Annotated in this window: 29 protein-coding genes; 10 read left to right on the top strand and 19 right to left on the bottom strand. The window is 70.7% G+C overall.

Going from position 1 to position 24,767, the window contains the following annotated elements; genetic code table 11:
• Positions 1-281: 281 nt before the first annotated feature.
• Positions 282-473 (top strand): hypothetical protein, encoded by a 192-nt coding sequence (locus tag ACFXGA_RS27090; protein WP_378092476.1) that lies wholly within the window; start codon positions 282-284, stop codon positions 471-473.
• A 199-nt stretch (positions 474-672) separates the two neighbouring features.
• Here ACFXGA_RS27090 and ACFXGA_RS27085 read toward each other — a convergent pair whose 3' ends face one another.
• The 3 genes from ACFXGA_RS27085 to ACFXGA_RS27075 are packed head-to-tail and all read right to left on the bottom strand — an operon-like array spanning position 673 to position 4,237.
• On the bottom strand, positions 673-1,839 hold the full coding sequence (locus tag ACFXGA_RS27085) for a hypothetical protein (protein ID WP_378092474.1): 1,167 nt from the start codon (positions 1,837-1,839) through the stop codon (positions 673-675).
• Positions 1,836-2,642 (bottom strand): hypothetical protein, encoded by an 807-nt coding sequence (locus ACFXGA_RS27080; RefSeq protein WP_378092471.1) that lies wholly within the window; start codon positions 2,640-2,642, stop codon positions 1,836-1,838. The genes ACFXGA_RS27085 and ACFXGA_RS27080 overlap by 4 nt, the downstream gene beginning before the upstream one ends.
• Positions 2,639-4,237: a hypothetical protein gene (locus ACFXGA_RS27075; protein ID WP_378092468.1), complete on the bottom strand. Its 1,599-nt coding sequence runs from the start codon at positions 4,235-4,237 to the stop codon at positions 2,639-2,641. Before ACFXGA_RS27075 ends, ACFXGA_RS27080 begins: the two co-directional genes overlap by 4 nt.
• A 531-nt stretch (positions 4,238-4,768) precedes the next feature.
• Between ACFXGA_RS27075 and ACFXGA_RS27070 the strand changes: the two genes are divergently transcribed.
• A complete protein-coding gene (locus ACFXGA_RS27070; RefSeq protein WP_378092466.1) occupies positions 4,769-4,993 on the top strand; it encodes a hypothetical protein in 225 nt (74 codons plus the stop codon).
• 132 nt (positions 4,994-5,125) lie between these two features.
• Here the strand turns inward: ACFXGA_RS27070 and ACFXGA_RS27065 are convergent, their stop codons facing one another.
• From ACFXGA_RS27065 to ACFXGA_RS27025, 9 genes are all read right to left on the bottom strand, one after another.
• Positions 5,126-5,833, bottom strand: a complete 708-nt coding sequence (locus ACFXGA_RS27065; RefSeq protein ID WP_378092463.1) for a hypothetical protein — start codon at positions 5,831-5,833, stop codon at positions 5,126-5,128.
• A 46-nt stretch (positions 5,834-5,879) separates the two neighbouring features.
• On the bottom strand, positions 5,880-6,293 hold the full coding sequence (locus ACFXGA_RS27060) for a hypothetical protein (RefSeq protein ID WP_378092461.1): 414 nt from the start codon (positions 6,291-6,293) through the stop codon (positions 5,880-5,882).
• Positions 6,256-6,522, bottom strand: a complete 267-nt coding sequence (locus ACFXGA_RS27055; protein ID WP_378092459.1) for a hypothetical protein — start codon at positions 6,520-6,522, stop codon at positions 6,256-6,258. Before ACFXGA_RS27055 ends, ACFXGA_RS27060 begins: the two co-directional genes overlap by 38 nt.
• A gap of 111 nt (positions 6,523-6,633) precedes the next feature.
• Complete coding sequence (locus ACFXGA_RS27050; protein WP_378092456.1) at positions 6,634-7,170, bottom strand: hypothetical protein; 537 nt, start codon at positions 7,168-7,170, stop codon at positions 6,634-6,636.
• 5 nt (positions 7,171-7,175) lie between these two features.
• Positions 7,176-7,556, bottom strand: coding sequence for a hypothetical protein (locus ACFXGA_RS27045; RefSeq protein ID WP_378092454.1), 381 nt, complete (start codon positions 7,554-7,556; stop codon positions 7,176-7,178).
• A gap of 1 nt (position 7,557) precedes the next feature.
• A complete protein-coding gene (locus ACFXGA_RS27040; RefSeq protein WP_378092451.1) occupies positions 7,558-7,707 on the bottom strand; it encodes a hypothetical protein in 150 nt (49 codons plus the stop codon).
• 58 nt (positions 7,708-7,765) lie between these two features.
• Entirely contained in the window at positions 7,766-7,951 is a 186-nt protein-coding gene (locus ACFXGA_RS27035) for a hypothetical protein (protein ID WP_378092448.1), read from the bottom strand.
• On the bottom strand, positions 7,948-8,247 hold the full coding sequence (locus ACFXGA_RS27030; RefSeq protein WP_378092446.1) for a hypothetical protein: 300 nt from the start codon (positions 8,245-8,247) through the stop codon (positions 7,948-7,950). The genes ACFXGA_RS27035 and ACFXGA_RS27030 overlap by 4 nt, the downstream gene beginning before the upstream one ends.
• An 83-nt stretch (positions 8,248-8,330) precedes the next feature.
• Entirely contained in the window at positions 8,331-8,519 is a 189-nt protein-coding gene (locus tag ACFXGA_RS27025) for a hypothetical protein (protein WP_378092444.1), read from the bottom strand.
• A gap of 1,101 nt (positions 8,520-9,620) precedes the next feature.
• Between ACFXGA_RS27025 and ACFXGA_RS27020 the strand changes: the two genes are divergently transcribed.
• Positions 9,621-9,980: a hypothetical protein gene (locus ACFXGA_RS27020; RefSeq protein WP_378092441.1), complete on the top strand. Its 360-nt coding sequence runs from the start codon at positions 9,621-9,623 to the stop codon at positions 9,978-9,980.
• A 301-nt stretch (positions 9,981-10,281) separates the two neighbouring features.
• Here ACFXGA_RS27020 and ACFXGA_RS27015 read toward each other — a convergent pair whose 3' ends face one another.
• Positions 10,282-11,220, bottom strand: a complete 939-nt coding sequence (locus tag ACFXGA_RS27015; RefSeq protein ID WP_378092438.1) for a hypothetical protein — start codon at positions 11,218-11,220, stop codon at positions 10,282-10,284.
• 461 nt (positions 11,221-11,681) lie between these two features.
• Positions 11,682-12,839, bottom strand: coding sequence for a hypothetical protein (locus ACFXGA_RS27010; RefSeq protein ID WP_378092436.1), 1,158 nt, complete (start codon positions 12,837-12,839; stop codon positions 11,682-11,684).
• Positions 12,840-13,214: 375 nt separating this feature from the next.
• On the opposite strand from ACFXGA_RS27010, the gene ACFXGA_RS27005 reads away from it, so the two are divergent.
• Entirely contained in the window at positions 13,215-13,583 is a 369-nt protein-coding gene (locus ACFXGA_RS27005) for a hypothetical protein (RefSeq protein WP_378092434.1), read from the top strand.
• A 20-nt stretch (positions 13,584-13,603) separates the two neighbouring features.
• Here ACFXGA_RS27005 and ACFXGA_RS27000 read toward each other — a convergent pair whose 3' ends face one another.
• The 5 genes from ACFXGA_RS27000 to ACFXGA_RS26980 form a co-directional block, all read right to left on the bottom strand.
• Positions 13,604-14,617 (bottom strand): hypothetical protein, encoded by a 1,014-nt coding sequence (locus tag ACFXGA_RS27000; protein WP_378092432.1) that lies wholly within the window; start codon positions 14,615-14,617, stop codon positions 13,604-13,606.
• A gap of 65 nt (positions 14,618-14,682) precedes the next feature.
• Positions 14,683-16,629 carry a hypothetical protein gene (locus ACFXGA_RS26995; protein WP_378092430.1) on the bottom strand — a complete coding sequence of 649 codons (1,947 nt, stop codon included), beginning with the start codon at positions 16,627-16,629 and terminating at the stop codon, positions 14,683-14,685.
• A gap of 497 nt (positions 16,630-17,126) precedes the next feature.
• Positions 17,127-17,564, bottom strand: a complete 438-nt coding sequence (locus tag ACFXGA_RS26990; protein ID WP_378092427.1) for a hypothetical protein — start codon at positions 17,562-17,564, stop codon at positions 17,127-17,129.
• A 233-nt stretch (positions 17,565-17,797) separates the two neighbouring features.
• Positions 17,798-18,124, bottom strand: coding sequence for a hypothetical protein (locus ACFXGA_RS26985; protein WP_378092424.1), 327 nt, complete (start codon positions 18,122-18,124; stop codon positions 17,798-17,800).
• A 337-nt stretch (positions 18,125-18,461) separates the two neighbouring features.
• Complete coding sequence (locus tag ACFXGA_RS26980) at positions 18,462-19,247, bottom strand: ParA family protein (RefSeq protein ID WP_378092422.1); 786 nt, start codon at positions 19,245-19,247, stop codon at positions 18,462-18,464.
• 327 nt (positions 19,248-19,574) lie between these two features.
• Between ACFXGA_RS26980 and ACFXGA_RS26975 the strand changes: the two genes are divergently transcribed.
• The 6 genes from ACFXGA_RS26975 (at position 19,575) to ACFXGA_RS26950 (ending at position 24,733) form a co-directional block, all read left to right on the top strand.
• Positions 19,575-19,835, top strand: coding sequence for a hypothetical protein (locus tag ACFXGA_RS26975; protein WP_378092419.1), 261 nt, complete (start codon positions 19,575-19,577; stop codon positions 19,833-19,835).
• A 96-nt stretch (positions 19,836-19,931) separates the two neighbouring features.
• Positions 19,932-21,086 carry a hypothetical protein gene (locus tag ACFXGA_RS26970; RefSeq protein WP_378092416.1) on the top strand — a complete coding sequence of 385 codons (1,155 nt, stop codon included), beginning with the start codon at positions 19,932-19,934 and terminating at the stop codon, positions 21,084-21,086.
• Positions 21,087-21,399: 313 nt separating this feature from the next.
• Positions 21,400-23,241, top strand: coding sequence for a type IV secretory system conjugative DNA transfer family protein (locus tag ACFXGA_RS26965; protein ID WP_378092413.1), 1,842 nt, complete (start codon positions 21,400-21,402; stop codon positions 23,239-23,241).
• Complete coding sequence (locus ACFXGA_RS26960) at positions 23,238-24,221, top strand: hypothetical protein (RefSeq protein ID WP_378092410.1); 984 nt, start codon at positions 23,238-23,240, stop codon at positions 24,219-24,221. Before ACFXGA_RS26965 ends, ACFXGA_RS26960 begins: the two co-directional genes overlap by 4 nt.
• Positions 24,218-24,346, top strand: coding sequence for a hypothetical protein (locus ACFXGA_RS26955; protein ID WP_378092408.1), 129 nt, complete (start codon positions 24,218-24,220; stop codon positions 24,344-24,346). The genes ACFXGA_RS26960 and ACFXGA_RS26955 overlap by 4 nt, the downstream gene beginning before the upstream one ends.
• An 87-nt stretch (positions 24,347-24,433) precedes the next feature.
• Positions 24,434-24,733: a hypothetical protein gene (locus tag ACFXGA_RS26950; RefSeq protein WP_378092405.1), complete on the top strand. Its 300-nt coding sequence runs from the start codon at positions 24,434-24,436 to the stop codon at positions 24,731-24,733.
• Positions 24,734-24,767 lie beyond the last annotated feature (34 nt).

The raw sequence follows: 24,767 nt of genomic DNA, 5'->3' as shown, positions 1-24,767 counted from the left end.
TCCCGCGCACGCCGTGGCGGGCGAGGCGGAGCCCGACGACGCGCGGATGCAGTAGCCGGTCGTCCGTCACGAGCGCATGCAGCGAGTCAATCAATCTTTCGGGTGAGCTTTCATCCGTACAGGTGACGCGACATCACCTGTCCGAGTTGCGCCGTGAGCCTCGCACGAGAGATCCTTGCAACGCCTGAATTTGGCACGTCTCCACCGACGACCTTCACGGCAGGAGCCAACCCGGGATCACCGGAGCGGTTCTCCCCTGCCAGCACACGAGGTGGTAGATCATGCCGGACAGGCAGAACGAACCGCACGACCGCGCTCAGGAGCCGCAGCAGGACCGCGGCAAGGCCGACGGGGACACCCCCGAAACGCTCCCGGAACGCGAGAAGCGCCCGAACCGCTGGCAGGCGGCGCGAGCGCTCCTCAGCGTCGTGGGGTTCATCGCACGGATCGCCCTGTGGTTCCTGCTCGACTAGTGACCACAGGCTGATCACCCCGAGGGGCCGTGCCGGTAGGTGTAGTGACCTCCGGCGCGGTCCCTCTTCCTTTGGTGCCCAGCGGCACACTATCCCGATAGTCTGCCACCGATGCTGCGGTTAGTCTCCCCGGCTTGCGCCGGCTAGTCAATTCGAGCCGGGGTGCTCATTCCGGTCCGACCAGCGGAGATGTCCTTCGTCACCGCCACGGAATCCGGTCGCGCAGCCGTCGGCGGGAAGCCAACGGCGGCGGGGGCTGAGCGCCTTCGGCTGCGATCACCCGGCTCGCGAGGTCGACGAACTCGGCGTGTGCCTGGTCGACGCCGCGCGTGCTGCCCAGCAGGGCCTGCTCGAACGTGGTGGTGCCCCAGCTCACGTGCACGCCGTGGCGGGCGAGGTACAGGCCCACCACGCCGATGCGGTAGCGGTCGGTGGTGTCGAGCCAGGCGTAGGCGAGCAACTGCCACAACCACCTCGATGTCTTGGCCGGGTCGTCGGCGCGCACGACCGTCTTGACGTCGAGCAGGTGCGAGCCGATCAGCAGGTCGGCGTCGGCCCAGTGGTGCACGAGCACCGGCGCGGACACGCCCAACGCACCGCCCTGCAGAACGGTCCGGTCGCCGGGATGGTCCCGTGACCAGGTGTTCCACAACTCCAGGGGCCGGTCGCGGGGGTCGCGTGGGTGGTGGCGCAGCCGGCTGGCGAGTTCCACCAGCTCGGCGACCACGGCCTCGTCGGGCAGGGCGCGCAGGTCGTCGACGGTGTAGCCGGGCAGGCGGTGCAGTTCGGCCAGCTCGACCGGGAGTTCGGCGGAGCGGTAGGCGGACTCCCACCCGGCCAGCAGCCAGCACACACGGGCCAACCCAGTCTCGACGCCCGTCGTGCCCAGCTTTCCGGCCGGTGCGTGCTGGTCGAGGTAGGCCACCAGCCGCGCGAAGAACTCGCTGAGGACGCGTTCGTGGTGGGTCTGCGAAGGGCCGTCGGCGGGGCCGGCCAGGTCGATCCAGCCGGTCGGGGTCGGCCGGATCTCCAGCCCGCGCGCCGCGCGCTCGGGGTCCAGGCCGCGGTGGCTGGGGAACGTGGCGGCGGTGCGGTCGGCCCATTCCCGGGACACCAGACCGGCTCTGACCAGGCCGTACAGGGCGTAGTACGGGGGAGCGGCGTCGGTCAGCAGGGCGAGGCGGGCGCCGAACGCACCGCCGACGGCGGCCCAGTGGCGCGCGTCGACGCGGCCGGCGGGTCGGACGGGGGCTACGTCGCGCACGGCGGCCGCGATCGAGCCGGCGAGGCGCTGGGTGCCGGGGAACTTCTCGGCGAACCAGGTGTGCAGCGGCTGGCCTGGGGCGAGTTGGCTGGTCAGGCTCATCGGCGTACCGCCTCGTCGTTGCCGGGGCCGTCCAGGTCGACCGGGACGCGGCCGCCGACCAGCAGTCCGGAGCGCACCGCGCGCTCCAGGCCCTCGGGGCCGTCGGCGAGGTAGTTGGTGCCGTGGACCACGACGGTCCAGCCGTAGGCGCGGGCCAAAGGCCGCCACAGCTCTTGCGGGGTCACCGCGGCGGTGGTGTCGACCCCGTGGGAGCCGATGACGGCCAGGACTCCGGGGGCGTCGTGGTCGGGCAGTTCGTGGTGGAACAGCACGCGGTGACCGGCCGGGGCGGGTCCGGGCGGTTCGGCCAGTGTGGTGACCGGGTGCCATCCGGCGGACAGGTATGTGCTGGTCAGCAGGTCGACGCGGTCGCCGGCAGGGCGTTCCACCGTGACGTCGGAGCGGTAGCTGAGCAACAGCAGCGGGTAGGGCCGCTCGGCGCTGCCGGCGATGGTGGCCAACAGGTCCAGGTCGGCCTCGTCGTCGTGGTCCTGGCCCTCGTCGGCGGGCGGGCGGGCGGCAGCCTGGATCCGGGCGAGCTGGGCGGGGGTGACCTCCAGGACCAGCGAGGGCAGGCAGGCCGGGTGGGTCTGCACGGCTGCCGACACGGTACCGACGCCGGGCTTCGCGGCCGGATCGACCACGCGCAGCACCGACACCGCGACGTCCTCGGCGGCGTCGATCCGCACGCCGCACTTCCAGCACTGCACCCGCGCCGGCCGGTCCGGGCCCCGCATCCGGGCCAGCTGCTCGGTGCCCAGCAACTCGGCGACCTCGGGCGCGGTGTGGATGGTGCGGGTCATCGGCGCTTCCCCCTCGACTGGCCACCGCCGGCCGGCGGCTCGTCTTCGCGGCCCTGGTCGTCGCGGGTGCCGCTCTGCCGCTGCTCCAGAGCTTCCCGCAGGGTGCTGATGGTGAGTTCGAGCGCTTGGACCTGCCGGTTGTGGGCGTCGGTGATGGTCCGGTCGTGGTCGTCGCGCTGCCGGCGCTCGCGCTGGGCCTGCTGCTCGAACTCGTCCCGCATCCGGTCCAGGTCCGCGCGCTGCTTCTCGACCAGGTCGTCCAGTCGGCGCTGCATGTCGGTGACCTGGGCGTTGGCCGTGCGCACGTCGTCGGCGGCCTTGGCCAGGGCCTCACGCTGGGCCTTCTCGTCGCGCTCGACCTTGCTGCGCAGTTCGGCCAGCTCGACGCGCACGCGGTCCAGCTCGGTGTTGGCGGTCTCGGTCCTGGCGTTGGCGGCCGCGACGTCCCTGCCGGCCTGCTCGACCTTGGCCTCGGCCTCGGCGAGCTTGGTGTTCGCCTCGGCCACCTTCGTGTCGGCGGCCTCGACCGCCGTGGCCGCCTCGGCCCGGATGCCCTCGACCAGCGTGTCGTGGTCGGTCTTCCACTGCTCCAGGGTGGCGTGCAACTGCCGGTCGAGCTGCTGCTTGTACTGCTCGGCCTGCTCTTGGGCACGCTGCACGGCGGCCGCGGCGTCGCGGTGGACGGCCTGCACGCTGTCCTTGGCGGCGGCAATGGCCTGCTGCACCTCGGCCCGGTAGCCGGCGACCGCCTCCCGGGCGGCGGCCTTGGCCGCGTCGACCTCCCGCCGGGCGTTCTCCAACAACTCCCGCTGCTCCTCGGCGCGCCGGACCGCCTCGTCCTCGAGTTCGACGAGCCGGGCGTGCGCTTCCTCGGCGGCGGCCTTGGCCTCCTCCAGGTCCTGCTCGGCGCGCGTCTTCTCCTTGCGGGCCTTGCGGGCGTCGTCCTCGGCTGCGAGCTTGGCCTTGTTCGCCGTGGTCACCCGCTCCTCGCTGTCGGCGCGGACGCTGTCGATCTCGGCCTGCACGGCCTCCTGGTCGCCCAGCAGCGCGACCTGGCGGCGCAGGTCCTCCATGCCGCGGCCGATGGTCTCCAGGGCGGTGCCCACGATCGCCTCGACGCGGGCGACCTGCTCGGGCACGGTCTCGCGGGCCAGCGACACCGGCCGCACGCCGGTGGGCTCGGCCTCGACGTCGGGTACCACGGCGCTCTGACCGTCGGCGAGGCGTTCCTTGGCGCGCATGGACCGCACGGCGGTGTGGCCGGGCTTGCCGCGTCCGTCGCGCACGACCTCGCAGTAGACGGCCGGACGGTTGCCGGCGGCGGTGCGGGGCGGGTGGAAGCAGCCGGGGAAGCCGCAGAACAGCCGGCTGAGCCCTTGGGTGTCGCGGACCAGCTCGTGCAGCGCGAACACGTCGGCGGCGGCCGCGACCGCGCCGGTGGTGCCCTCCGGGCCGCCGGTCAGCTCGGTCACCCGGGCGTCGTCCAGGGCCTCGTTGGCCCATGCCTGCATCACCGCGGCGCGCACGCGTGCGCGTGCGAGGTCCAGCGGCCACTGCTCGTCCAGTCCGGTCGGGGTGCGGTCCGTCATCGCCATGCTTCTTATCCTATCATCACTGTCTAATCTGTCTATCATTACGTAATGATACTAATGATAGATATGATAGGTTAGGTCATTGATCATGGGTGCACGGGGTGCCAACCACGCGAAAGCTGTCGGTTCGCCGGTGACCTGGCGGTTTCGCACGTTGAAGTGGCGGTGCGCGTGGCGGGGTTCGGAGGATGAGCGGCGGACGGATGGGGGGCGTCCGCCGTGGCAGTGGCGGGAAGTTGGAGGTGACGTCGTGCCGGTTCGGCTTCGGGTACTGGTCGCGGCCCCGGCCACGGGCAAGAGCACCTGGTGCAGCGGTCAGAGGGCCGGTCTGGGTGTGGTGCTCTCGACCGACCGGGCTCGCGCGGAGCTCGGTGTCGGCGAGCATGACCAGACGGTTTCGGCGGCGGCGTTCGACTTGGTGGAGCTGCGCGCTGCGGCCACCTGGCGGCCGGCCGGGACGTCACGATCGACGCGACGGGTTGCCGTCGGGCGGACCGCGTCCGGTAGCTGGCCTTGGCGGCCGCGCACGGTGCCGTGCCGGTCGTGGTGCGCCTGCGCTGCTCCCTGTGGACGGTCTTGCGCCGTAATCGCGGCAGGCACCGGCGGGTGCCGGTGCTGGTGTTGGTGCGGATGTGGTGGGTCGTGCGGGCGCTCAGCCCGGATCGGCTGCGGGACGAGGGTTTCGCCGACGTCCAGGATCTGCGGACCGACAAGTCGGACCAGGGATCTCCGCAATCCGCCGGGTCTGTCGAGAGCTGATCGCACTCCGACCGGCGTGAGAGTGTGGCGGGTCGCAGGTCAGCGGCACCTGTCCCGCCGGATTCGCCGAGAACCGACAAAGCTCTCTCCGTGTGGTGGCGGAGAGGGCTTCGGACGGAACGGTGGTGCTGGTCAGCCGGTGGTGGTGGCCGGTTCGACGAGCCGGAAGGGTTTGGCGCACCTGGTGCACACGACGGGGGCGACGGCCAGCCCGCCGCGTGTGACGCGGATGGTGCGGTGCGGCGTGCACCCGCACACCGCCGCGAGCCACCGGCCGCCGGAGGTGGTGGTCGACGCGGCGGGTTCGGGTGGGCCGTAGGCGGCGATGGCGCTGGTCAGCGTGTCGAGCTGGGGGCGGTAGGGCGCGGCCGCGGTGTCGGGCAGGGTGGTGGCGGCCCATCCGTCGCGGCCGGGGTCGGCGACGTCCAGGCCCAGCTGCCTGGCGGCGTCGCGGAACGCCTTGTTGTGGTAGCGGCCTTCGCGGCTGGTGTCGCCGACGCCGGCGGCGGCGTTGCGGGCGTGCGCGGCGGCGTGCAGCAGGGTCTCCAGCACCGCCGTGGAGCCGCCGGTGAGCACGTCGGTGGCGATGACCAGGCCGAACACCGGCACGGCGTCCTCCTGGTCCTTGTCGCGGTGGCGGCCGGTCAGCGGGCGCAGGGTGAACTGGTGGGCGTGCCCGCTGCCGGTGCGGCGCCGGGCCGGTACCTCGCCGACGCTGGCCTCGATGGCAGGCAGGCCGGGGTGGTTGGTCCGCATGGCGTGCACGAGGTCGGCCAGGACGTCGACCAGGCGCACGGTCGCGGAGCGGTCGGCGCGTGGCTCGTCGGCGGTGGTGGTCATGGTGGTGGTGCTCCCGGCTCGTCGGCGGTGGTGGTGTTCGGCCTGGTCAGCGCCCTCTGCGGATGCGCGTCAGGACCTCGGTGAGGAAGGTGCTGTTCGGTGCGGCGGCGGCCAGGACGTCGTGGAGCGGTTCGGGCAGCCACCCGCGGGCGAGGCCCTGCTGGCACAGCACGGTGAGCATCGCGTCGTCCAGTTCCTGGTCGGTGCAGATGCCGGACACCAGCGCCCGGTAGTCGGCCTGGTGGCGCGGGGACTGGTCGGTGGCGGCGGAGGCGTCGAACTGGGCGACGACCGCTGCGGCGGCGACCAGCGCCTCGGCGCGGCGCGGGCCGGGTTCGGCGCCGCCCTCGGCGACCAGGTGGCGGGCCAGGCGCAACGCCTCCTCAGGCTCGCCGTTCTTGAGCGCGGCGAGGATCTCCTGGCTACGGCCGCTGGTGAACGCGGTGTCCTGGCTGGTCATCGCCCTGCCTCCTGCCCGGCCTGGTCGTCGGGGCCTCCTCGACGCGGCGGGCGTCGGCGGGGTACGGGGACGCGTCACCGCACTCGGTCCGGCACCGTTGCCGGACCTCCTCGGCCACGTCGACCAACGCCTGCATCGACGCCACCGGAGCGCGCCGGTGCAGGCGGGAGGTGCTGGTGGCCACGAGGTACTGGATCTCGGTGGTGTGGCTGCACAGGTTGCTGGTCATGGTGTCCTTCCGGACGTTCTGGCTGGTGAGGGGGTTGCAGTAGGGTGCGGGGTGGACGGGGCAGGTAGTGACTGCCCCGTCCACCCTCGCGCCCTCGGTGGTGCCGGTCGGTCAGGCGTGCAGATCGGGCAGGTCGCGTACCTGGGCGGTCAGCCAGGCGGCGGCGCTGGTCATGTTCTCGCTCGCGGCGATGGTCCGCGGGTCCAGTCGGCGCAGCACGTCGATCGGGTCGACGTCGTCGTCCAGGCACCGGTCCATGATCCGCGACACCAGGTTCTTGTAGGCGTCGTCGCAGGTCAGCACGTCCATGTCGACGCCGGGCGCGTACTCGCCCAGCACGCTCTCCAGCGCCTCGCGGACCCGGTCGGACCAGGCGCGGGACGGGCCGCCGACGACGTCGGGCTGGGGCCGGCCGCCGCGGGCGACCCGGTCGCGCACGGCGTCGCGCAGGGTGGGCGGGATCGTCTCCATCAGGAGGCCGTTGACGCGGGTCAGCATCTGCAGGTCGAGTGCGTCGGCCAGGTGCAGGGCCACCTCGCGGCGGCCGGCCAGCTCCAGACTGACGATGGCGCCGGCCAGGACGGTGGCGGCGTCGTGGGCGTTGGCGTCGTACGCGGCCTGGGCGCGGGCCTCTGCGGTGGTGGTCATGGTGCTCACTCCTCGTTCTCGTGACGGGTGATGATGCGGCGGTCGTGGTGTTGGACCGCCAGCTCGGCGGCGTCGGCCTCGGCCAGCAGGCGCTGCCGTTCGGCGTCGGGGAGCCGCCAGACCGACGTGTCCGGGTCGTACTCGGGGCTGTGACCGGGGGTTTCGTCGGGCGGGCACGACGGGCAGCGGGGGTAGTCCTCGCCGACCGGGCGGCCGCACGCGCCGCACTTCAGGCCGGTGGCGACGTCGCGGGCGTCCTCGCGGTCCTGGCGGTGCTTGTGCTGCCACACCTCGCGGGCGGTCGGCTCGGCCCACGGGTCTCGGTGGTACCGCCGCGCCGCCCGGTAGGCCCGGGAGCGGCGTCGGCGGGTCGTCCTGCTGGCCATGTCAGCCGTGTTCGGCCGCGGCGCACGCGGGGTACACGCTCACGTCCAGGTTGCAGCGGTTCGGGTTGTGGGTGGCGAGGTCGACGTCGTCGGGCCGGAACGCCTCCTCGGCCTCGTGGCACTCGATGGTGTCGGGCTGCTCGACGGTCACGGCTGGTAGCTCCTCGGCTGGTTGTGCAGGGGGTGTTCGCGCTCTGGTTGGTGGCCGGCTACAGCGGGTTGCCGTCGGCGTCGTACAGCTCGCCGTCCCAGCCGACCCGGGGTCCGTCGTTGAGGCGGTCGTAGTCGTCCTGCTCCTGCGGGCTCATCGCGTCGTAGTCGACGTCGTCGGGCCCGACCGTCTCCTCGACCTCGTGGTGCGCGCCGGTGTCGTGGGTGCGCTGCTGGTTGGTCATGCCTGGTCACCGGCCTGCCGGGCTGCGGCCGCGATGCGGGCGTCGCGCTCGACGATCGCCTGCTCGGCCGCGTCGGTGTCGGCGAGGGCGGCCTCGTTGAGCCAGTCGCCGCAGGCGTGGCAGCGCACGGCCGTCGGGGTGTCGGCCTGGCACTTGCGGCACGTGGTGCGCGCGGTGTTGATCGCGGCGCGCTGCGCGGGGGCGAGGCCGGCGATCTGGGCGTCGCGGGCGTGGATCAGGCGCCACTCGCGGTCGGCGTCGTCCTGCGTGCCGGTCCAGGTCAGCAGCTCGGTCACGACTTCTCCTCGGGGTGCTTGGGGTGGGTGTTGTGGCCGGTCCGGGGGGCGGGCCAGGTAGTGACTGGCCCGCCCCGGGTTCGTCAGTTGTCGCTGTGGGCCTGGTTGTCGGTGGCCTGGCGGACGGTGTTGATCTGGGCGGGCGTCATCGAGATGACGGCGGAGGCGTCACCGTTCGAGTCCAGGGCCACGATGTCGATCGCGCCGTCGGTGCCGGGGCGGACGCTGATCTGGGCGGTGGGGTCGAGCTGGATGCGGGAGTGGATGGCCATCGGGTGCTCTCCTTCGGTGGGTTCCGGTCTTGCTGTTGTGTCTTAAGTCTAGCGTACTTGTCGTGTCTACGACAACTTATAAGCCCTGGTCAGGGACTCGCAAACGGGTGACGTTGGTGGGTAAGGAGAGTGGGGGCGAGGCCTGCGGGAGGGGTTGTTCCCCGGTCGTCTCCGAGTGGTGCCGGGTCCGGGCGGCGCCCGGCGGCGTTCGGGGCCGTCCCCGTCCGGCCGTCAGGCCGGTGCTTTGAACCCGGCCACGCGCGCACCGGCGGCTTCGGGCTGGTCGTCTCCTCGCGGCGCACCCCGAAGGGGCTGTCGCACGCCGGGCCCGGAACGCCAGGGTGTCCTGTCCCTGGCGTGGAGTGGTCCGGCGTGTGGCAGGCTCGCCTGCGCCGCGAGGAGACGACCAGCGCACCCGGTGCGCACGTTGCTCGACCACCAGCTCGGCCGCGCCGGACCACTCCGGCCGCGTTGCTCCTGGCCCTCCTGGCCGGTGGCCCTGCAGAACGGCTCGGCTTCCCCTGCCCGGACCACCAGGGCGCTCGTCAACCTGTGACCAGGCATGATCTCCGTCGTCCCGATCGACTCCACAGCCGGCTCGACAGGTGAGCACCACCTCGGCCGCGCCCTACGACGGCACCGGCGCACCGGGTTCTCCACCTGAGCACGACCCGGTCGACGTCGTTCGCGTTCGCGGCGGTGCGGCCCGCGCGACGGAACCCGCACCGCTTCGCAGCCGGACGCGCGGGCCGTGCCGCCGGGCCTCGCGGGGTCCAGGGGGCGCGAGCCCTCTGGTACCGCGCAGGCCGGCGCCGCAAGCTCCGCTTCGCGCGACGGCGCGAGCCGGGCCCGGGTCGACGGGCGCACCGCGCCGGCCGGGCCGCCCGCTCGACCACATGGAGCGGCCGAACCCGACCAGACCAATCCCTGTCGGGCGTTTCGGCGTGCCCTGCATGATGTGGTGGACCGGTTGTGGATAGTTCGTGTAGTGCCTGGTCACAGCCTCGACACGCCGTGCGGTGGCGATTTCGTCGAATGAAGTTCGGTTATTGGGTCTTCAACGAGCTGACGAAGTGCACTTCAACGAACTGCGGTGGGTAGTTGGATCGGGTGGACCTCGACCCCGTCGTCGGGTTCGGTGGCGTGTCGGGCGGGACGATCGCCGCGGCGGTGTCCCTCGGTGGGGCCGGTGTGGTCGAGGTGGAGGTCGTCGTGGCCGGGGTCGTACGGGTGGAGGCGACGGGCGGCGTGTGCTGGTTGGACGGGTTGCCGGCGGTGGCCGGGGAGCGGCTGCCGGGCCGGCGGCGGCGGGTGCGGTTGCTGTGCGAGCTGCACGACGCGGCGGTGTTCGGCGGTCCGGAGGCCGTCGCGCGGGTGCGCGCCCGCCGGGCCGCCTCTGTTTCGGTCGGGGCTGCCGACGCGGGCGGGCTTGTGGCCGCTGAGGCTCGCACGAGGCGTTGACCAGGCTTTCCGGTCAGCCGTTTTTGGTGGTCAGCACGATGTCGCGGCGGCCGCGAAGGGTGTGCGGAGCCCGGCAGGAGGTCCGCGCGGCACCGGGGTTCGGCAGGGCGGTCGTACGGAGCGGGGGCGCGTCGACGGGCTGTGTTGCGACGGGGTCGCGTGTAGTGGTGCCGACCGGTGTCGCCCGGCGGGTGGGTCGGCGGGAGCGACGCAGGTCGAGCGGGCTGGTAGTGCGCCAATAATGATCTTTGTTTGGGGTCGTTCGCGGTGGCTGGTCGACGTCGTGACAACGCCTGTCCTGCTAGTGCGCGTAGGTGTTGAGCTGGGCGGACGTGAGGTTCGCGGTTGCGGTGGCCTGGTCGAGCACCATGCACTGGAGGTCCAGGTCGTGCGGCAGCACCGGCGCCTCGTCGAGCAGCACCGCGCCCGCAGCGACGAGGAACACCCGAAGGGTCGCGTCGGACCCTCTCTTGTGGCGGATGCCCTGGTAGAGCAGGTAGGCGGCGGTTGCCCAGGCGTCGATGTCGCCCTCTTCGGCGGTGCCCAGCACGGTCATGCCGGCGGACCAGCACGTCGCCCTGGACCGGGTCGGGCCGGTCACGGCGTAGATCGGTTGGCCTCCGGTCTCCATGCGGGAGACGTCGCGGCCGCGGGCGGCTCGACGCGCGGCCAGCGTCTCGGCGATTCGGGCGGCGACACGTCCTCTGACCAGGCGGTTTCCTTCGATCAACCGGCCGTCGGGCAGGTGGACGCGGTTGCGCAGGACGTCGCCGGCGACCTTCTGCTCGGCGAATCGGCGCTCGGCGAGCCGGCCGTGGTGCAGGAGGATGTCGTGGGCCGGGGTCGATGTGCCGCCCTCGTAGAGCCGGTGGTGTTCGTTCCATGTCGCGCCGTGGCGGTGGCGGCCGACGTAGCCCAGCCTGTCGGCGTTCGGCCCGCCCTGTTCGAGCGAGAGCAGCACGCGCCCGGCTTCCAGTCCGGTGCCGCGCGAGTCCGGTTTGGTGAGCGCGAGCGAGTAGCGCCAGGCCCACGTCTCGGCGTGGGCGGTCCGCAGCAACTCGGTTCTGACCAGGGGAAACGGTAGGTCGCGGAGGTCGCGTTCGAGTCGCTTGCGAAGGTGTTCGGCTTCGGCGGCCTGGCGTACGGCGAACGCGCTCACGAGGCGGATGCGGTCTGCAGAGGTCGACCGGAGGGCCAGGTGAGGGGTCGGGAAGCTGGTCTTGGTGATCACCGGTGTCATGACTTCACCATCGGATCGCGGCTCGTCGGGGTGGACGGGTTTCCCGGTGCCCGAACGCTGTTAGGCGTTGTCCGCGTCGTGGAACCGGGCTGTTGACGGTCGGCACGGGAGTTCGCTTCGAACCGGTTCAGCGCAGGTCAGGGCTTGGCGGCGGCTCGACATGTCTGCTGTTTGCGATGCGCCTGGACGGTGCAACGACCATCGGCGGTGTTCTGCTGGTGGCAGCGATGGGCCACGGCAGCTTGTGCACTTGGTGGTCAACGCGCACCAGCATCGCGACGTACACCGGGCAATGTTGGATAAGGCGAACGCGTTGCTAGACAGGCGGGTAGGGCTGGTTGCCCTGGGCAAACCGGTGCCGCCTCCGAAGGAGGCGGCCGGCGCGTCGCAGAGGAGCTGAACTCCGATATCGGGACGTGGCAAAGGACCTGGTGAGCAGCCCGCAGGAGCGGAGGACAGGTCTATCGTTTTTTCCTGCGTGACTTCCCGGGTTTCTTTCCACCGGTGGGTCGGACACCGGGTCGCGGTGCGTTCACGCTGCTTGAGAGGGGTTTGACCGGTGACCGTGTCGGCGCTGGAGGGCTTGCGCCGATCATCTCGGCTTCACGGGCAGCGAGCTCTTTATCACTCACAGGTGTCATGGCGCGGATTTCGAGAAGCGCGTCGGCTGCGACGTACAAACTTAATTCTTTTTCTTTGGCGTCGTTCTTCGGTGGCGCTTGGAGTAGCCAACCACCTGCTTTAGTGACAGGTCTGGCCCAGTGGGGTGGTCGCTGTTCGGCTGCCCAGTTCAGGAGTGCCCGGAGGCTCATGGATGCGAGCACTGACATGTCGGTGATCAGAGGGCCGCAGTCCGGGCACAACCCCTGCTGTTGTTCGCGGCTCTGCTGGACGGGGGCCGTTCCATCGGTATCGAAGTCCTCGGGCGCGCCGAGTCTGCGGGTGAACTCCTCCCAGTCGTATCCGAGTTCCACCGACTGCCGTTCGAGCCATAGGGCGACGGTTTCCAACATGAGGTGTTCACGGTTTTTCGCGTGATGCTGTTCGACTGTGGCGGTCCAGGCGTCGACGCGGGCCTTGTGGCGCTCCCAGGAGGGGCGCTGGTGGTCTGGCATGTGTTGCGAGCAGCCGTCGGCCTGGGTGCCGTCGTCGAGGGTGGCCCGTCGCTTCGCGCAGGGCTTTCCGGTGGTCTTGGTCGGTTGTCCGCAGGTCGTGCGTCGGCCTCGGGCTTGAGGGGGCGCTGGCCCGAAGTCGGGTGTGGGGAGGTTGTGGACGACGAGGGGGACAGGAGGTTGGTCGGTGATCTCGGGGGCTCCTGCTGCGACTGCGGCATTGTGTCGGGCGAAGATGGCTTTGGGGCGTGATGGGCCTGTGCTCCAACTTTCTTCGAGTTGGGCGCCGGCTTTGAGGAGATTAGCCGCGTCGAATGCTTCGCGTGCGGTCCCGCTTGCGCGGGAGAGATCTTCGGCGAGTTCGTCGAGTTTCAGGCCGACGAGGGTTGAGAGGAATTCGACCACGCTTTGGGCTTCGATGAGATGCCGTGTGATCTGGCCGAGGAACTCGATCCCCATTTCCGTGGTCTGATCGATCGGGAATTGTTGGCCGTTGATGGTAGGCACGTGTCGCTTTCGTGGGTCGCTGTGGGCGGGGGTGTCTTCCGGTTGTGCCGTGTCCGGGTCTGATGGCGGTAAGGCATCGACAGGTATTGGGAGTGAGGCTCGCCGGAAGGGGTCGCCGATTCCACAGAGCGGGGAATCGGACATGGAGGACTCGACATCACGTCTCGAAGGAAGTGTTGCTGAAGGTGGTTACGATCACCAGTCTCCCGAGTCGCGGTCGTGGTTGCAACGCATCCTTTCCCGAGTCGGGGATGCCGTTGTGGCCGTACAGCGGGTGAGGGGGCGTGTCCTAGGGTCTTGGGCGTGACTGCTGAGCGGGGTGTGTGGGACGCCGGTACGCAACCGTGGGTGCGTCGGTTGGCAAACGGTTCTAGGGTGTTGTGCTACTTCTGCGGTGAGTTCAGCGCGATCGTGTCGTTGCACGACCGGGCGGCCGATGTGGGCAGGGTGGAGGTGTACTGCACGAACTCCGACTGCGAGGCTCGGGAGATGACGGTCCTGGTGATGAAGGACGGGACGCGGGAGACAGCCGAGCGCAGCGACGTACGGGTGCTGCGGATGATCGACGATCCGAGTCGTCCGGGTCGGCTGCGTGCTCGACGTCGTGGAGTGCCGGAGGTCTCCGAGGCGTCGGCGGAGGATGAGTGGCTCGTCGACGACTCTGATGAGGTCGTGGCGCGACGCAGGTCCCCTGGGGTGGTCGACGGGGTAGACGAGGTGGGCGCAAGTTCGTCCGAAGGTTGATTTTTGCCCGTCGTGGCTGGTCAGCGACCTTTGTCGAGTAGGTAGCGCAAGGTTCTCTGGGATACTGGCGTGCCGTCCGGGCGGGTGACCTCGGCGGAGAGTTCGGCGATGGTGCGCAACGGGACCTTGCGGCGTGCGGCACCGTTGATTCGTGCGCGGGTGATGGCGGCGCGCAGTGTGGTGGCGTGGTGGCGGTCGCGGCGTTCGGCGGCGGCGAAGGCTTGTAGGGCGCGGTGGACGTCGGGGTCGGCCAGGAGGATCAGGTCGTCGGTGGGGTCTGCGAAGCCGTAGTCGTCGCGGACGGGGTCGTGGGGGGCGGTACCGCCGAGTTCCTCGAGTCGCCGGTTGACTCGGGCCAGCTGGTCGATCCGTCGTTTCGCGCGGTCGAGGGGTGTACCGCGGTGGCGGTGGTTACGGTCGTAGACGGCTTGAATCTGTTCGGGGGTCATGGGGTTGGCGGGTAGGTCGCGTTCACCGTCGCCGTAGACCTGCCACATGCGTGCGGCCCACGTGTGGAACGGCACTGCCCGGACGATGGGTGTGGGGGGGATGTGGGTCTTGACGGTGGCGAGGCTGTCCGGGTCGGCTTGCCGCCATTTGCGCAGTCGTCGCTGGATGAAGTCGACGAGGACGCCGCGGTGCTTGCCGTCGCCGGTGCCGGCGTGCCAGGGCACGGCTCTGGTGTCGTCGGGGTTGTACTCCATGGCCCGCACGATCGCGTCGTTGCACCAACCGGCCTCGTAGAGGGGCTTGAGTTCCCTGGTCAGGACGCGGAGCTCGCTGTGTGGCCAGAGGGTTCGGCTGATCAGGGTCAGCACGGCGGCGTGGAGTTGATCGTCGTTGACGGGCACGACTTTGCCCGGCCACTCGCGGATCCGGTACATCCAGGGCTGCAGTCGGCGGCCGCGGAACGACGGGTCCTGTTCCAGGCATCTGAGCAGCTCGGTGGTGATGATCTTGGCTGTGGCGGAGCGTTCCGGTGGTAGGTGTTCCATCGGCTCCTCCATCCCCACAGGGGTGTTCAGGCTGGTCACAGCTTTGCTGGAAGCACTACTGTAGTGGCGGGACGGTGAGGGTCGGCGTCGACGTCACCGGCGCATCACCAACCGCCGGAGTCGGCGTCATGGGTGCAGCGGACCAGTGGGGCGTCACCGCCGAGGTCGAGGATGCCGTTGTGGTCGCACAGCGGGCAGGCGTCGATCGCGGAGCGGCGGGCGTTGCGTTCGGTTTCGGCGAGGCGGTGGCGATTCTCGGCGAACCACTTGGTGCCGCGTTCGGCGTCGAGGATGACCTTGCGCTTGGATGGCGGCAGGTGCGGGTCGGCGTCGCGTAGCCGGGCCAGGATGAACGCCTTGGGGTTGCGGATCCAGCGCGGTAGGTGCAGACGCTCGGGCAGGCCGTGGATCTCGTCGCGGAGGTCGTTCCAGGTCCAGCCGTGTCGGAGCAGGCCGGTGCCGGCGATGACGGCGGCCAGGGTGTGCTCGAATTCCGGCGTCAGGCCCTCGCAGAGCACGGGGTCCAGGGCGGCCCGGAATAGCCACTCGGCGACCCGTCGCGACTCTGGAATGGGCTTGACCTGCCGCTTCTGCACCGCCTCACCGTCATTAGTGGTTTCAGTGTGAGCCGAAACATCCGAGGGGTTCCCCTGACTCGGCGTGTCCCTTTTCGATGAGTCGCGCGGAGCGCGTCCGTTTATCCACAGGTTCTGGGTACGGGACTCGATTTCCCCATAGGTAGCCACCTTCGGGGGGTGGACAAAACTGGATGTGCGGACGAGCGCGGCGGCGTTTCCGCTGGTCACGGCGTCGATGGCGGCGAGGAACGCCTGCGGATCTAGGTCGGCGTGGACCAGGCCGGTCCAGCCGTCGTGGGTGATCAGGACGGCCTCGAAGCCGTTGCGCAGGACGTTGTCGGGGTGCAGCCAGTTGTTGCGGTGCAGCTCGGCCAGCAGCTCGCCCTCGGTGGGCGGCGGCGGGCCGATGGCGGCGACGATGCGGGCCACCTCGGCCTGCTCGGCGGGCGGTAGCGGCACGCGCAGCTCGTAGACCGGGGCGAGGTTGACCCACTCTTCGGGGTGCTGCTCCCACAGCGGCGGGCGGCGGGTGTCTGGCTCGTGGTCCTGGTCGACGTCGCTGATCGGGGCGTGGGGGTATCCGGGCTGGTCGGCGAGCATGATGTCGGCGGCTGCGAGGGCTGCGGCGCCGCCGAGTCCGGCGTCGACGGCGATCAGCTCGGCCTCGGTGCGGATGCGGCGGGCGGCGGCGTCGACGACCGCGGCGGCCTCGGCCAGTACGTCGTGTTCCTGGCGGGCCTGGCGCTGTTCGTCGGTTTCGCCGGTGCGGGGGTGGTCGGCTTCGGAGGTCTGGCAGCGGCGCAGCACGCAGCCGGGCACCACCTCCCAGATCAGGCCCTGCTTCTCCAGCCAGCGCAGACAGCGTTGGACGGTCTTGGTGGAGCAGCCGACGGCTTCGGCGACGACGTCGTGGGCTGCCCAGGTGAGCGGGCGGCGGTCGCGGTCGGCGCAGATGGCGAACACGCGGGCGATGCGCCACCAGCGGCTGCGTTTGGAGCCGTTGCGCTGCTTGAACTGCTCGGTGTCGGCGCGGATGTGGTCGGCGACCAGCATCAGCCATGCCGGGGCGTCGTCGGGTCGGGTGGTGTTCGGCGGGCGGCGGCCGGCGTTCTGGTCGATCATGGTGACCAGGCGCAGCCGGTCGCGCGGGATGATGGTGCGCAGCGTTGACCAGCGGATTCCGGAGTCGACGGCCAGACGGTCGTTGGGGTGGAGCAGGTCGTTGGGGTTCGCCGTGGCGATCAGCTCGTCGGCCCGCGGGTCGAGCGCGAGGAACGGGCCGGTGGGTTCGCCGTTCATCGCGGCGCGCACGCGGGCCAGGACAGCGTCGGCTCCGCCGGCGAGATGCCAGCACTGGTCGCACACCGGTTGGTCGAGCAGCTCCTGGGCGACCTTGCGGCGGCGCCCGAAGGGGCGTTGGCAGACCACGCAGTCCGGGCGCTGACCAGGCCGAGCTCCCCCGCCGGCGCTCACTGCGCCACCTGCCCGGCCGCGATGTGCAGACACGCGGCACAGCAGGCGGCCGCCTGGGCGGCGCGCGCTGTCCACTGCGGAGTGGCGCAGTCACCGTGAAGGGCGGTTGCTGGAACCAGTGGCACCGCAGAGGGCGCGTTTGTGCTGGTCGGAAGCAGTATCGAGTTGTGGCCCGACGTCCTCGGCGCACGCGAGTCGGGCATGGCTGACGACGTCGTCGGTGTGAAATCCGACGACTCGTCGTTTCTCTGAGTGGAACTCTGATCAGGGCGTGCGCTACCCTGAAGACGCCCTCGCAAGGCAGTCTCCTAGGTAGTGAGGCACCTGCGGTCGACGAGTTCCCGCTCGTCACCGCCAGCTGGACCGGGTGGACGTGTTCCCGCACATCCGCCCGATGACCCTCTTCCCGCAGATTCCGTCCCTTCCCGGGGACGGGTATGCGTTCGGAACGGCCGCTTTGGTGGCCTCGTGATTCAGTTAGCCGGTGAAGCTGCTGGTCACGCGGTCCTGGCCAGTACCCCCTCGCTCTTGATGTCCTCGACGAGCGCGTCGAGTTGGTCGTCGGGCATTCCCGCGTCGAGGGCCTCGACGAGTTCGGGGAGTCGGTGCACGGCGATGAGCACGTCGGGTGCCTTGGTGCGCCAGGTCAGGCCCATGACGTCGGAGAGCAGCCAGGCGATCAGGTCGTTGCGGCTGACGCCGAACAGGCCGGCGACCCGGGCGTAGACGTCGAGGTGCTCGGGTTCCGTGCGCACGGTGAAGGACTCGCGGGGTCCGCGGTAGTCCGGCCGGCGGTTCTGCGCGTCGTCGGCGTCACGGGGGGCGTCGAGCTTGTGTCGCCGCTGCGCGATGGCGCGGCGGTCGGCCATGCGGCGGTCACCGTGGCGGCGCTCGCCGCGACGACGCTCCCCTTGGTGCTCGTCACGTGTCGACATGATCGTGAACCTAGCTGATCGGATGGTCCGGTAGGGCGCGACACGCCCTAGGCCACGGAAATGTACTGGATCTCCGTCGACCGGTGTTGACCAGGGGTTTTACCTCATAACCCGCGCCCGCCCGCACGCTCGCGACACCCGCGTGATCGCCCGACTCGCGACACGCGCGTGTCGCGCGCCCGCGCGTATGGGAGCGCGCGTAGCCGCTGCAGGACTGCTGATGGAGGTGCTGGTCAGAAGGGGTCTGTAGGGGTCGGCAGCGTGATACCGAGAGCTTCGGCGAGTTCCTGCTCGGTGAAGCTCTCGGTGCCGGCCGCGACCACGCGTACGACCCCGGCGAGGTCGTCGTCGGTGACGTGTTTGCGGATGGTGCGCAGCAGTTCCTGGAGATCCTGTTCGCGGTCGCGGACCTTGTGCTTCGCGCGGACCCAGGCCATCAGGCCGGAGCGGACGTTGCGGGTGTGGATCGTCCACTCGACCTCGGCGCGCTCGGTGCGGCGGGGTGTCGGGGACGGTTTGGCGGGGCGCGCCGGCGGGCGTCGTGAGGGTGGCGTGGTCACCACCGCCGGCGCGGGTGCCGGGGTGGTGTCGACCGGTTCGGTGCCCGCGTGCGTCGCCGTTGTGCTTCCGCTCGGGGATGGGGCCCGCGGCGGTGCCGCGGCCGTGGGTGCGGCCGGTGCGGGGGCGTCCGAGGGGCGGGCGGTGCCGGTGTCGGAGCTGGTCACGGCTTCGTCGGCCGGGTCGCCGGGGTGTTCGGGCGTGTCGGGGACGACGGTCAGCTCGGTGGGGGCGGGTTCCCGGGCCGGTACCGACTTGCCGCGTTTCGGTGGAAGCACGGGGCGCGCACCGCCGCGGCGTGCCTCTTTTGCGGCCCTGAGAGCGTCCAGGCCGCCCGAACTAGGCGGCGGCATAGGTCAGTACCCCCTCTGCCACGTCGACGAGCTGAGCGGCCATCTGAGCGGGTCGCTTGCCGAAGTCGGAGGCGGCGGTGACGACGGTGCGCAGCTTGCGACGCCGGTAGGCGTCGTACTCGCTGATGAACGGGCCCACGGTGACCTGGTGTTTCTCGGCGAGTTGGGCGAGGCGTTCGAGTTCGGGGCCGGGCACGTAGGTGGGGACCTCGTTGGGGATCAGGATGATCGGGTACTGCTCGAGTTCGGCGAGGGTCTCCTCGAGGGCGTCGAGTTCCCGGGTGGCCAGGGCGATGGGGTGGACCACGACGTCGGCCGCGCCCAGCGCGCCGAAGGTGGAGTCGCTGCCGCCGGGGTGGGTGTCGGTCACCAGGGGTCGTTTGAGGTCGACGGCCCATCGGGACAGTTGCTCGGCGAGGTAGGCGGGGGCGGGTTGGCGTGCGCCGAAGTCGGGGTGGCCCGGGACCAGGTCGGGTCTGCGGGTCATCTTCTTCGGCGTGGGGGTCCGCCCGCTGTCGAGCGCGTCGAGCAGCGGGATGCGCTGGTACTTGGTGTGCTGGAAGCCCAGGGCGCGACTGGCGCGGCCGCCGTCCCAGTCCAGGTCGACCAACACGGCGTCGAACAGGTACGCGAGCTCCATCGCGATCAGGGTCTTGCCGACCCCGCCCTTGCCGGACATCACGGTGACGACCTTGCCCGCCAGCTCCACCGGTCCGCGCTCACGCAGAGCGGCGATGCGCCGATGGAGGTCCGGGACGGTCGGTGAGCTCATGGCGGTCAGCATCGCGCACGGGCGCGACACGCGCCAACACCCGTGTCGTCAGGCGACACGCGCGTGTCGCCTCCGGGCGCTCCCCCGCCCGACCGGCGGGTGCTCGACACGCGCCATACGACACCCGTACGCCCGACCTGGGAGCGCTCGACACCCGTGCGCGGGCGCTCTCGTCAGTCGGCACGGGCGTGTGGTGGGCGCGCCTGGCGGAGCACGACACGCGCGCGTATACGCGCGCGACACGCGCCTGTCGCGCGAGGCAAGTTCTTGACCAGGGAATACACACACGGATTTGCCGAAGAGGGGAAACATAAATACATTGTGTTTATGTACAGTGACGACGATTCGCGCGACGACCCGATGCCATCGGGTGTGCTGGCATGGCAAGCTGCCGCTCATGAGACGAGCTGGGAGCGGGTGGCGCGATGGCGTCGTCTCCGGGCCGAGCTCGATCGGGAGATCAAGCGCACACAGGTCGCGGCGATCCTGGATTCCCGCGCGGCGGGGGTTGCGACGGGCGAACTCGCCGCGATGTGGAAGGTGACCAACGCGATGATCTACACCCTCGCGCCGGTCAAGAACGGCTGAGACGGCAAGCGGCCCCGGCGGTGCTGACGACACCGGCCGGGGCCAAGGACACAGATTGGATCATGAACCCACATGTCCGAGACCTATGGTACGGCCTTGGCTAGCTCGACAAACGGCAGTGTTGCGGCTTCGAACGGGGGGCCGTCGGGCAGCCCCGCGAACTACATCCGGGGCCTGGACGACACCGCGCCGATGGACCGGGTCGACGACCCGCGCTTCGACGAGGAGCAGGGGGTCGACCCGCGTGCGGTGGTGAAGGCGTTGACCACCCGGGTGGAGGTCGCGAAGGACCTGGCGCGGCTGGAGAGCGACGAGGACCTGTTCAGGCACCTCGACCCGGACGAGATCGACGAGGAGCGCGAGGTTCTGCGGCTGGAGCGGGCCAAGAACCGCGAGCTGCGCACCTGGCAGGCCGAGCGCGACCTCAAGCGCGGGAAGAGGAAGATCAAGCGGGCGCAGCGGCGGGCCCGCCGCGAGGAGCTGCGCGCGACGGTCACCGGATGGGTGGACCGGCGGTTCAGGCGGCGCGACGAGCGGGACGTGGCCAGCGACGCGCGGTGGCACCGGCGGGCGCAGCGGGTGCGGGCGCGGTTGACCAGCACGGACGCGCGGATCGCGGCGCAGATCCGGTCGGCGACGCGGTGGAGCAACACGCTGATCGCCCTGATGTTCGGCGGTCTGCTCTACACCGGGTTCGTGGTGCAGAAGAACTTCGTGCCCAGCGGGGACAAGACCGACCCGTTGTTCTGGCTGTCGTTGACGTTGGAGGCGCTGGCATCCGTGGCGTTGATGGCGTTGATGCGGTTCGACGCCCGCGCGGCGCTGGCGGGGATCACCCGGGCGGGCAGCGCGGTGTGGCAGGGCTGGCTGGTGAAGGCGGGTCTGCTGCTGGCGTCGCTCGCGGCGGCGTCCGGGCCCGCGATCAAGGACCTCGACCTGGGCGACATGGTGCGCACGGGGTGGGCTCCGGTGCTGGTCGCCGCGGTGCTGCTGATCCACGACCGGATCTCGCGCGGTGACGCGCAGGTGTTGGCCACGCTCATGGCCACGGCCGACGAGGAGCGGGTGGACCACCTGGCGGCGGTGGCGGTGATCGCCATGCAGCAGGGGATGCTGGAGCCGTCCCGGGCGAACAAGGACGGCGAGACCGCGCCGAGCGCGTCGCAGCTCGCGACCTTCTTCAGGATCAGCAAGCCGGACGCGATGGCCGTCCGCGACAAGATCAACCTCTCGGCGCAGCCGACGGGCTGAGCCCGTATGCCCTGGTCAGGGATCGGTATCCGATCCCTGACCAGGACGGACTCCCGTGAACGAGGCGGACGGCGTCATGGGTGGGCGCATTGGACGTCACCATGCTGTGCACGTCACACTCCGCGATATTGCGGAAACCGGGTGTGTTTGTCGGACCGCAGTCGTACGGTCTGGGATGACCGCTGCACCGGGTGTAGCCGGGACGGCTCGACCGATCGGTCGAGTGGTGCCGGGTGCATCCGCATCAGGCGCGGCAGGGGTGGGATCGGCCTCCCCCCCTGCCGCTCGGTCACACGAGAGCTAAGGACTCCGTATGCCCAAGCGCAAGTTTGGCAGGCACCCGAACGCGGCGACAGCCGGCACCGGGGTGGCGTTGGGAGCGACCTCGCTCCTGGCCAACGACAGCATTCTGACCAGCACGGATCTGTTCAGCCAGGGCTTCGCCGACACGATGGAGATCGTCACCGGCACCGGCGTGGGCGTCGGCGTGCTCGTGACGGGCCTGGGCGTGGGCAACGCGGTGTGGTCGCGCACCCGCACCGCGCGGCGGCGGGCGTTGTTCCACCGGCCGGGCTGGGCGGACCGGCACGACTTCGCCGACGTCCTGGGCTCCCGCGCGGTGCGCGCGGTGGGCGACCAGGTGCGTCCGAGCCTGGCCGGGCGGTCACGCCTGGCGACGGCCACCAGGCGCAACCGGCCCGCGGCCACCGAGTACGGCCAGCGTCTGGGCAAGGCGGTGACGGGGGAGTCCAGGTCGGTGCGCGGCCGCCGGGTGTACGCCGGGTTCGAGCGCAGCGTGCTGATCGTGGCCCCGCCCGGCGCGGGCAAGACGGCGTTGATGCTGCACGGGTTGCTCGACGCGCCCGGCGCGGCGCTGGTGGCCTCGACCAAGCCCGACGTCTACCTGCTGACGAACGAGCTGCGGGCGCAGCGCGGCCCGGTGGCGTTGTTCAACCCGCAGCACGTGGGCGGGTTGATGGGCAACTTCCACTGGGATCCGCTGGTGGGCTGCGAGTTCTACCAGGAGGCCACCGACCGGGCGACGGCCCTGGTCAGGGGTACCAAGGGCATCACCGGGATGCAGGACGCGTCCTGGGCGGAGAAGTGCATCGAGATCCTGTCGAAGTACCTGATGGCCGCCCGGTTGGGCGGCTACGACCTCAACGCGGTGGCGTACTGGCTGGCCAACCCCGACAACGAGGACGCGGTGCGGATCCTCAGCCACTTCAACGACGTGGTGCCCGAGGGCTGGGCGGCGTCGTTGCAGGCGGAGATGCGCAGCGAGGCCGACCGCATGAAGGCGTCGATCTGGTCGCTGGCGCGCGGCGCGGTGGCGTTCATGTCCAACCCGCTGATCGCGGCGGCCTGCTCGAAGGGCTCCGGGACGAGCTTCGACGTGCTGGAGTTCGCCCGCAGCGGCGGCACGCTGTACCTGATCGGCGACGACCGGGACGAGACGATCGCGCCGCTGCTGTCGGCGCTGACCACCTACATCTACGAGGGCGTGCGCAAGGCCGCGACCAACAGCGAGGTCGGCCGGCTGGACCCGCCGTTCGGGATGTTCCTCGACGAGGTCACCAAGATCACCCCGGTGCCGTTGGCGCAGTGGGCGGCCGACGCCCGCGGCTACGGCATGTACCTGACCGCGATCACGCAGTCGTTCGACCAGCTCCGCGAGCGGTGGGGCGTGATCGGGGCGGGCGCGATCATGAGCCTGTTCAGCAAGGTCATCCTCGGGGGCATCCAGAACACCGGCGACCTCGAGTACCTGTCCAAGCTGATCGGCACCCGCGAGATGGAGTCGGTCAGCACCGGGGAGTCGACCTCGCGGCACGGCCTGTCGCGGTCGAAGACCACCTCGACCCGCACCGAGGTGATCATGCCGCCGCAGGAGATCCGGATGCTGCCGCGCGGCCACGCCCTGGTCATCATGGGCGAGGGCCGGGCCGTGGTGGTCCGCTACCGCAAGGGCCAGGTCCGCGCCGAGAAGGAACTCAAGGCCCTGCGGAAGAAGATGGCCAAGACGCCGCCGAACCCGCGTTCGCAGGCCGGTCCGCCGACCGCGCCGCGCGTGTTCGGTGACGCCCTGGTCGGCACTGCCGGGTTCCCCCGCCAGGCCGAGGGTGCCGACGAGCGTGTGTCGGGGTCGGTGTGACCGATCCACTCCAGCAGGAGCTCGCCGACCTCACCGCCGAACACCGCGAGTTCGCCGGTGAGGTCAACGGACACTTGACCACGATCACCGAGGAACAGGCGAAGATCCGCCGGGAGCACGCCGACCAGGCCCGATGGATCTCCGAGACCGGCCCGATCATCGACGAGCACGGCCAGGCCCTCGACCGGCACGCCGACCGGCTGGCCGAGGACACCACGCTGCTGGCCGGGTTGCGCGAGGACGTCAACCTCGTGCTGGCGGAGATGCCACGTCAGCCCAAGCACCCACCAGTCTGCTGGGTCGGGTTGACCGCTGACCAGGCCGAACAGACCTGGATGCTGCTGGGGGAGTGGGTCGACGAGATCCTGGTCGGCCGCTACTTCGTCGACCGCCGGCAGTTGCCCGACTGCTGGGCGCTGCACCCCGGCGCGGTCGAGGAGCTGTCCTGGTTGCGCACGGCGTGGTTGCACGCGTTCGTGCCCACCGCTGGCGCGGTCCCGGCCGCCGAGTGGCACACCCGCTGGCGGAGCGCGGCGCTGGACGCGGTCGCCGATGCCGTGGTGCGGGAAGCGGTCGTGACCAGGAAGAACAAGTGCGGTCCGGGCGTGCACCTGGGCGAGGCGCTGCCCGGCGCGACACCACCGCCCGCGCCGGACCCGGCGGCGCAGCCGCAGCCGGCCGGCGCGTACGTCACGCCGTACGCGAGCGCGCAGGGCTGGTCGGGCAACCCGCCGACGTGGTCGCCGGCGCAGGCACCGGGCTGGTCGCCGACTCCGACCGGGCCGCCGGTGTCGGTGCCGCGCGGCCCGGCGACCAAGACCGACATCACCCGCGACCCGGCCGAGGACCTGGCCGAACGGGGCTACTGGTGGCCGCACCTGGAGCGGGCGGCTGCGGTGGACGTCGCGGCGCGGCGGGACGTCGAGGCCCGAGCGGCGGCCGCCGCGGCGGCGGAAGCGGCCGGAGGTGGTGGCGCGTGACGTCGACCTCGAACGGCAACGTCCCTGGTCAACGTGAGGGGGACGACGTGGAGACGCTGCACGGGCCGTGGATCGAGATCCCCCGGGTCGACGCGCTGCACAAGGCGCTGCTCGCGCGTGGCTAGCGCATCACCGACCCGGAGCGTCTGGACTCCAACGGTCGGCCGGTCGACCCGGAAGGCAGTTGGTACTACCCGGACAGCTTCGGCGCGGTGGCGATCAACAACGTGGGTGACGCCGAGCCGTATCCGCTGACGTGCAGCTTCACCTTCCCGCCGAGTCACGGCGAGATCCTGGTGGAGTCGGCCGGCAACGAAGGCGGCTGCGACGAGCATCGCCCGACGTCGGTCGTGATCAAGGCCGGCCACGATGAGCTGGAGAAGCTCGCCGTGGTACTGAACGCCCTCGAAGTCCAGGCCCGCCAACTGGATCCGAGAGTGTTGGCCGAGTGCCGGTTCTTCGGCCCGTGGGGTGCCGACTTCCCCATGGAGCATTACGGCACGACTGTTTGACCAGGCATGACGAAGGGCGCGCCCGGTACCGGGC

Source organism: Actinosynnema sp. NPDC059335 (genome assembly GCF_042752395.1).
Lineage (GTDB): Bacteria > Actinomycetota > Actinomycetes > Mycobacteriales > Pseudonocardiaceae > Actinosynnema.
This window is presented reverse-complemented; position numbering and strand designations above follow the sequence as displayed.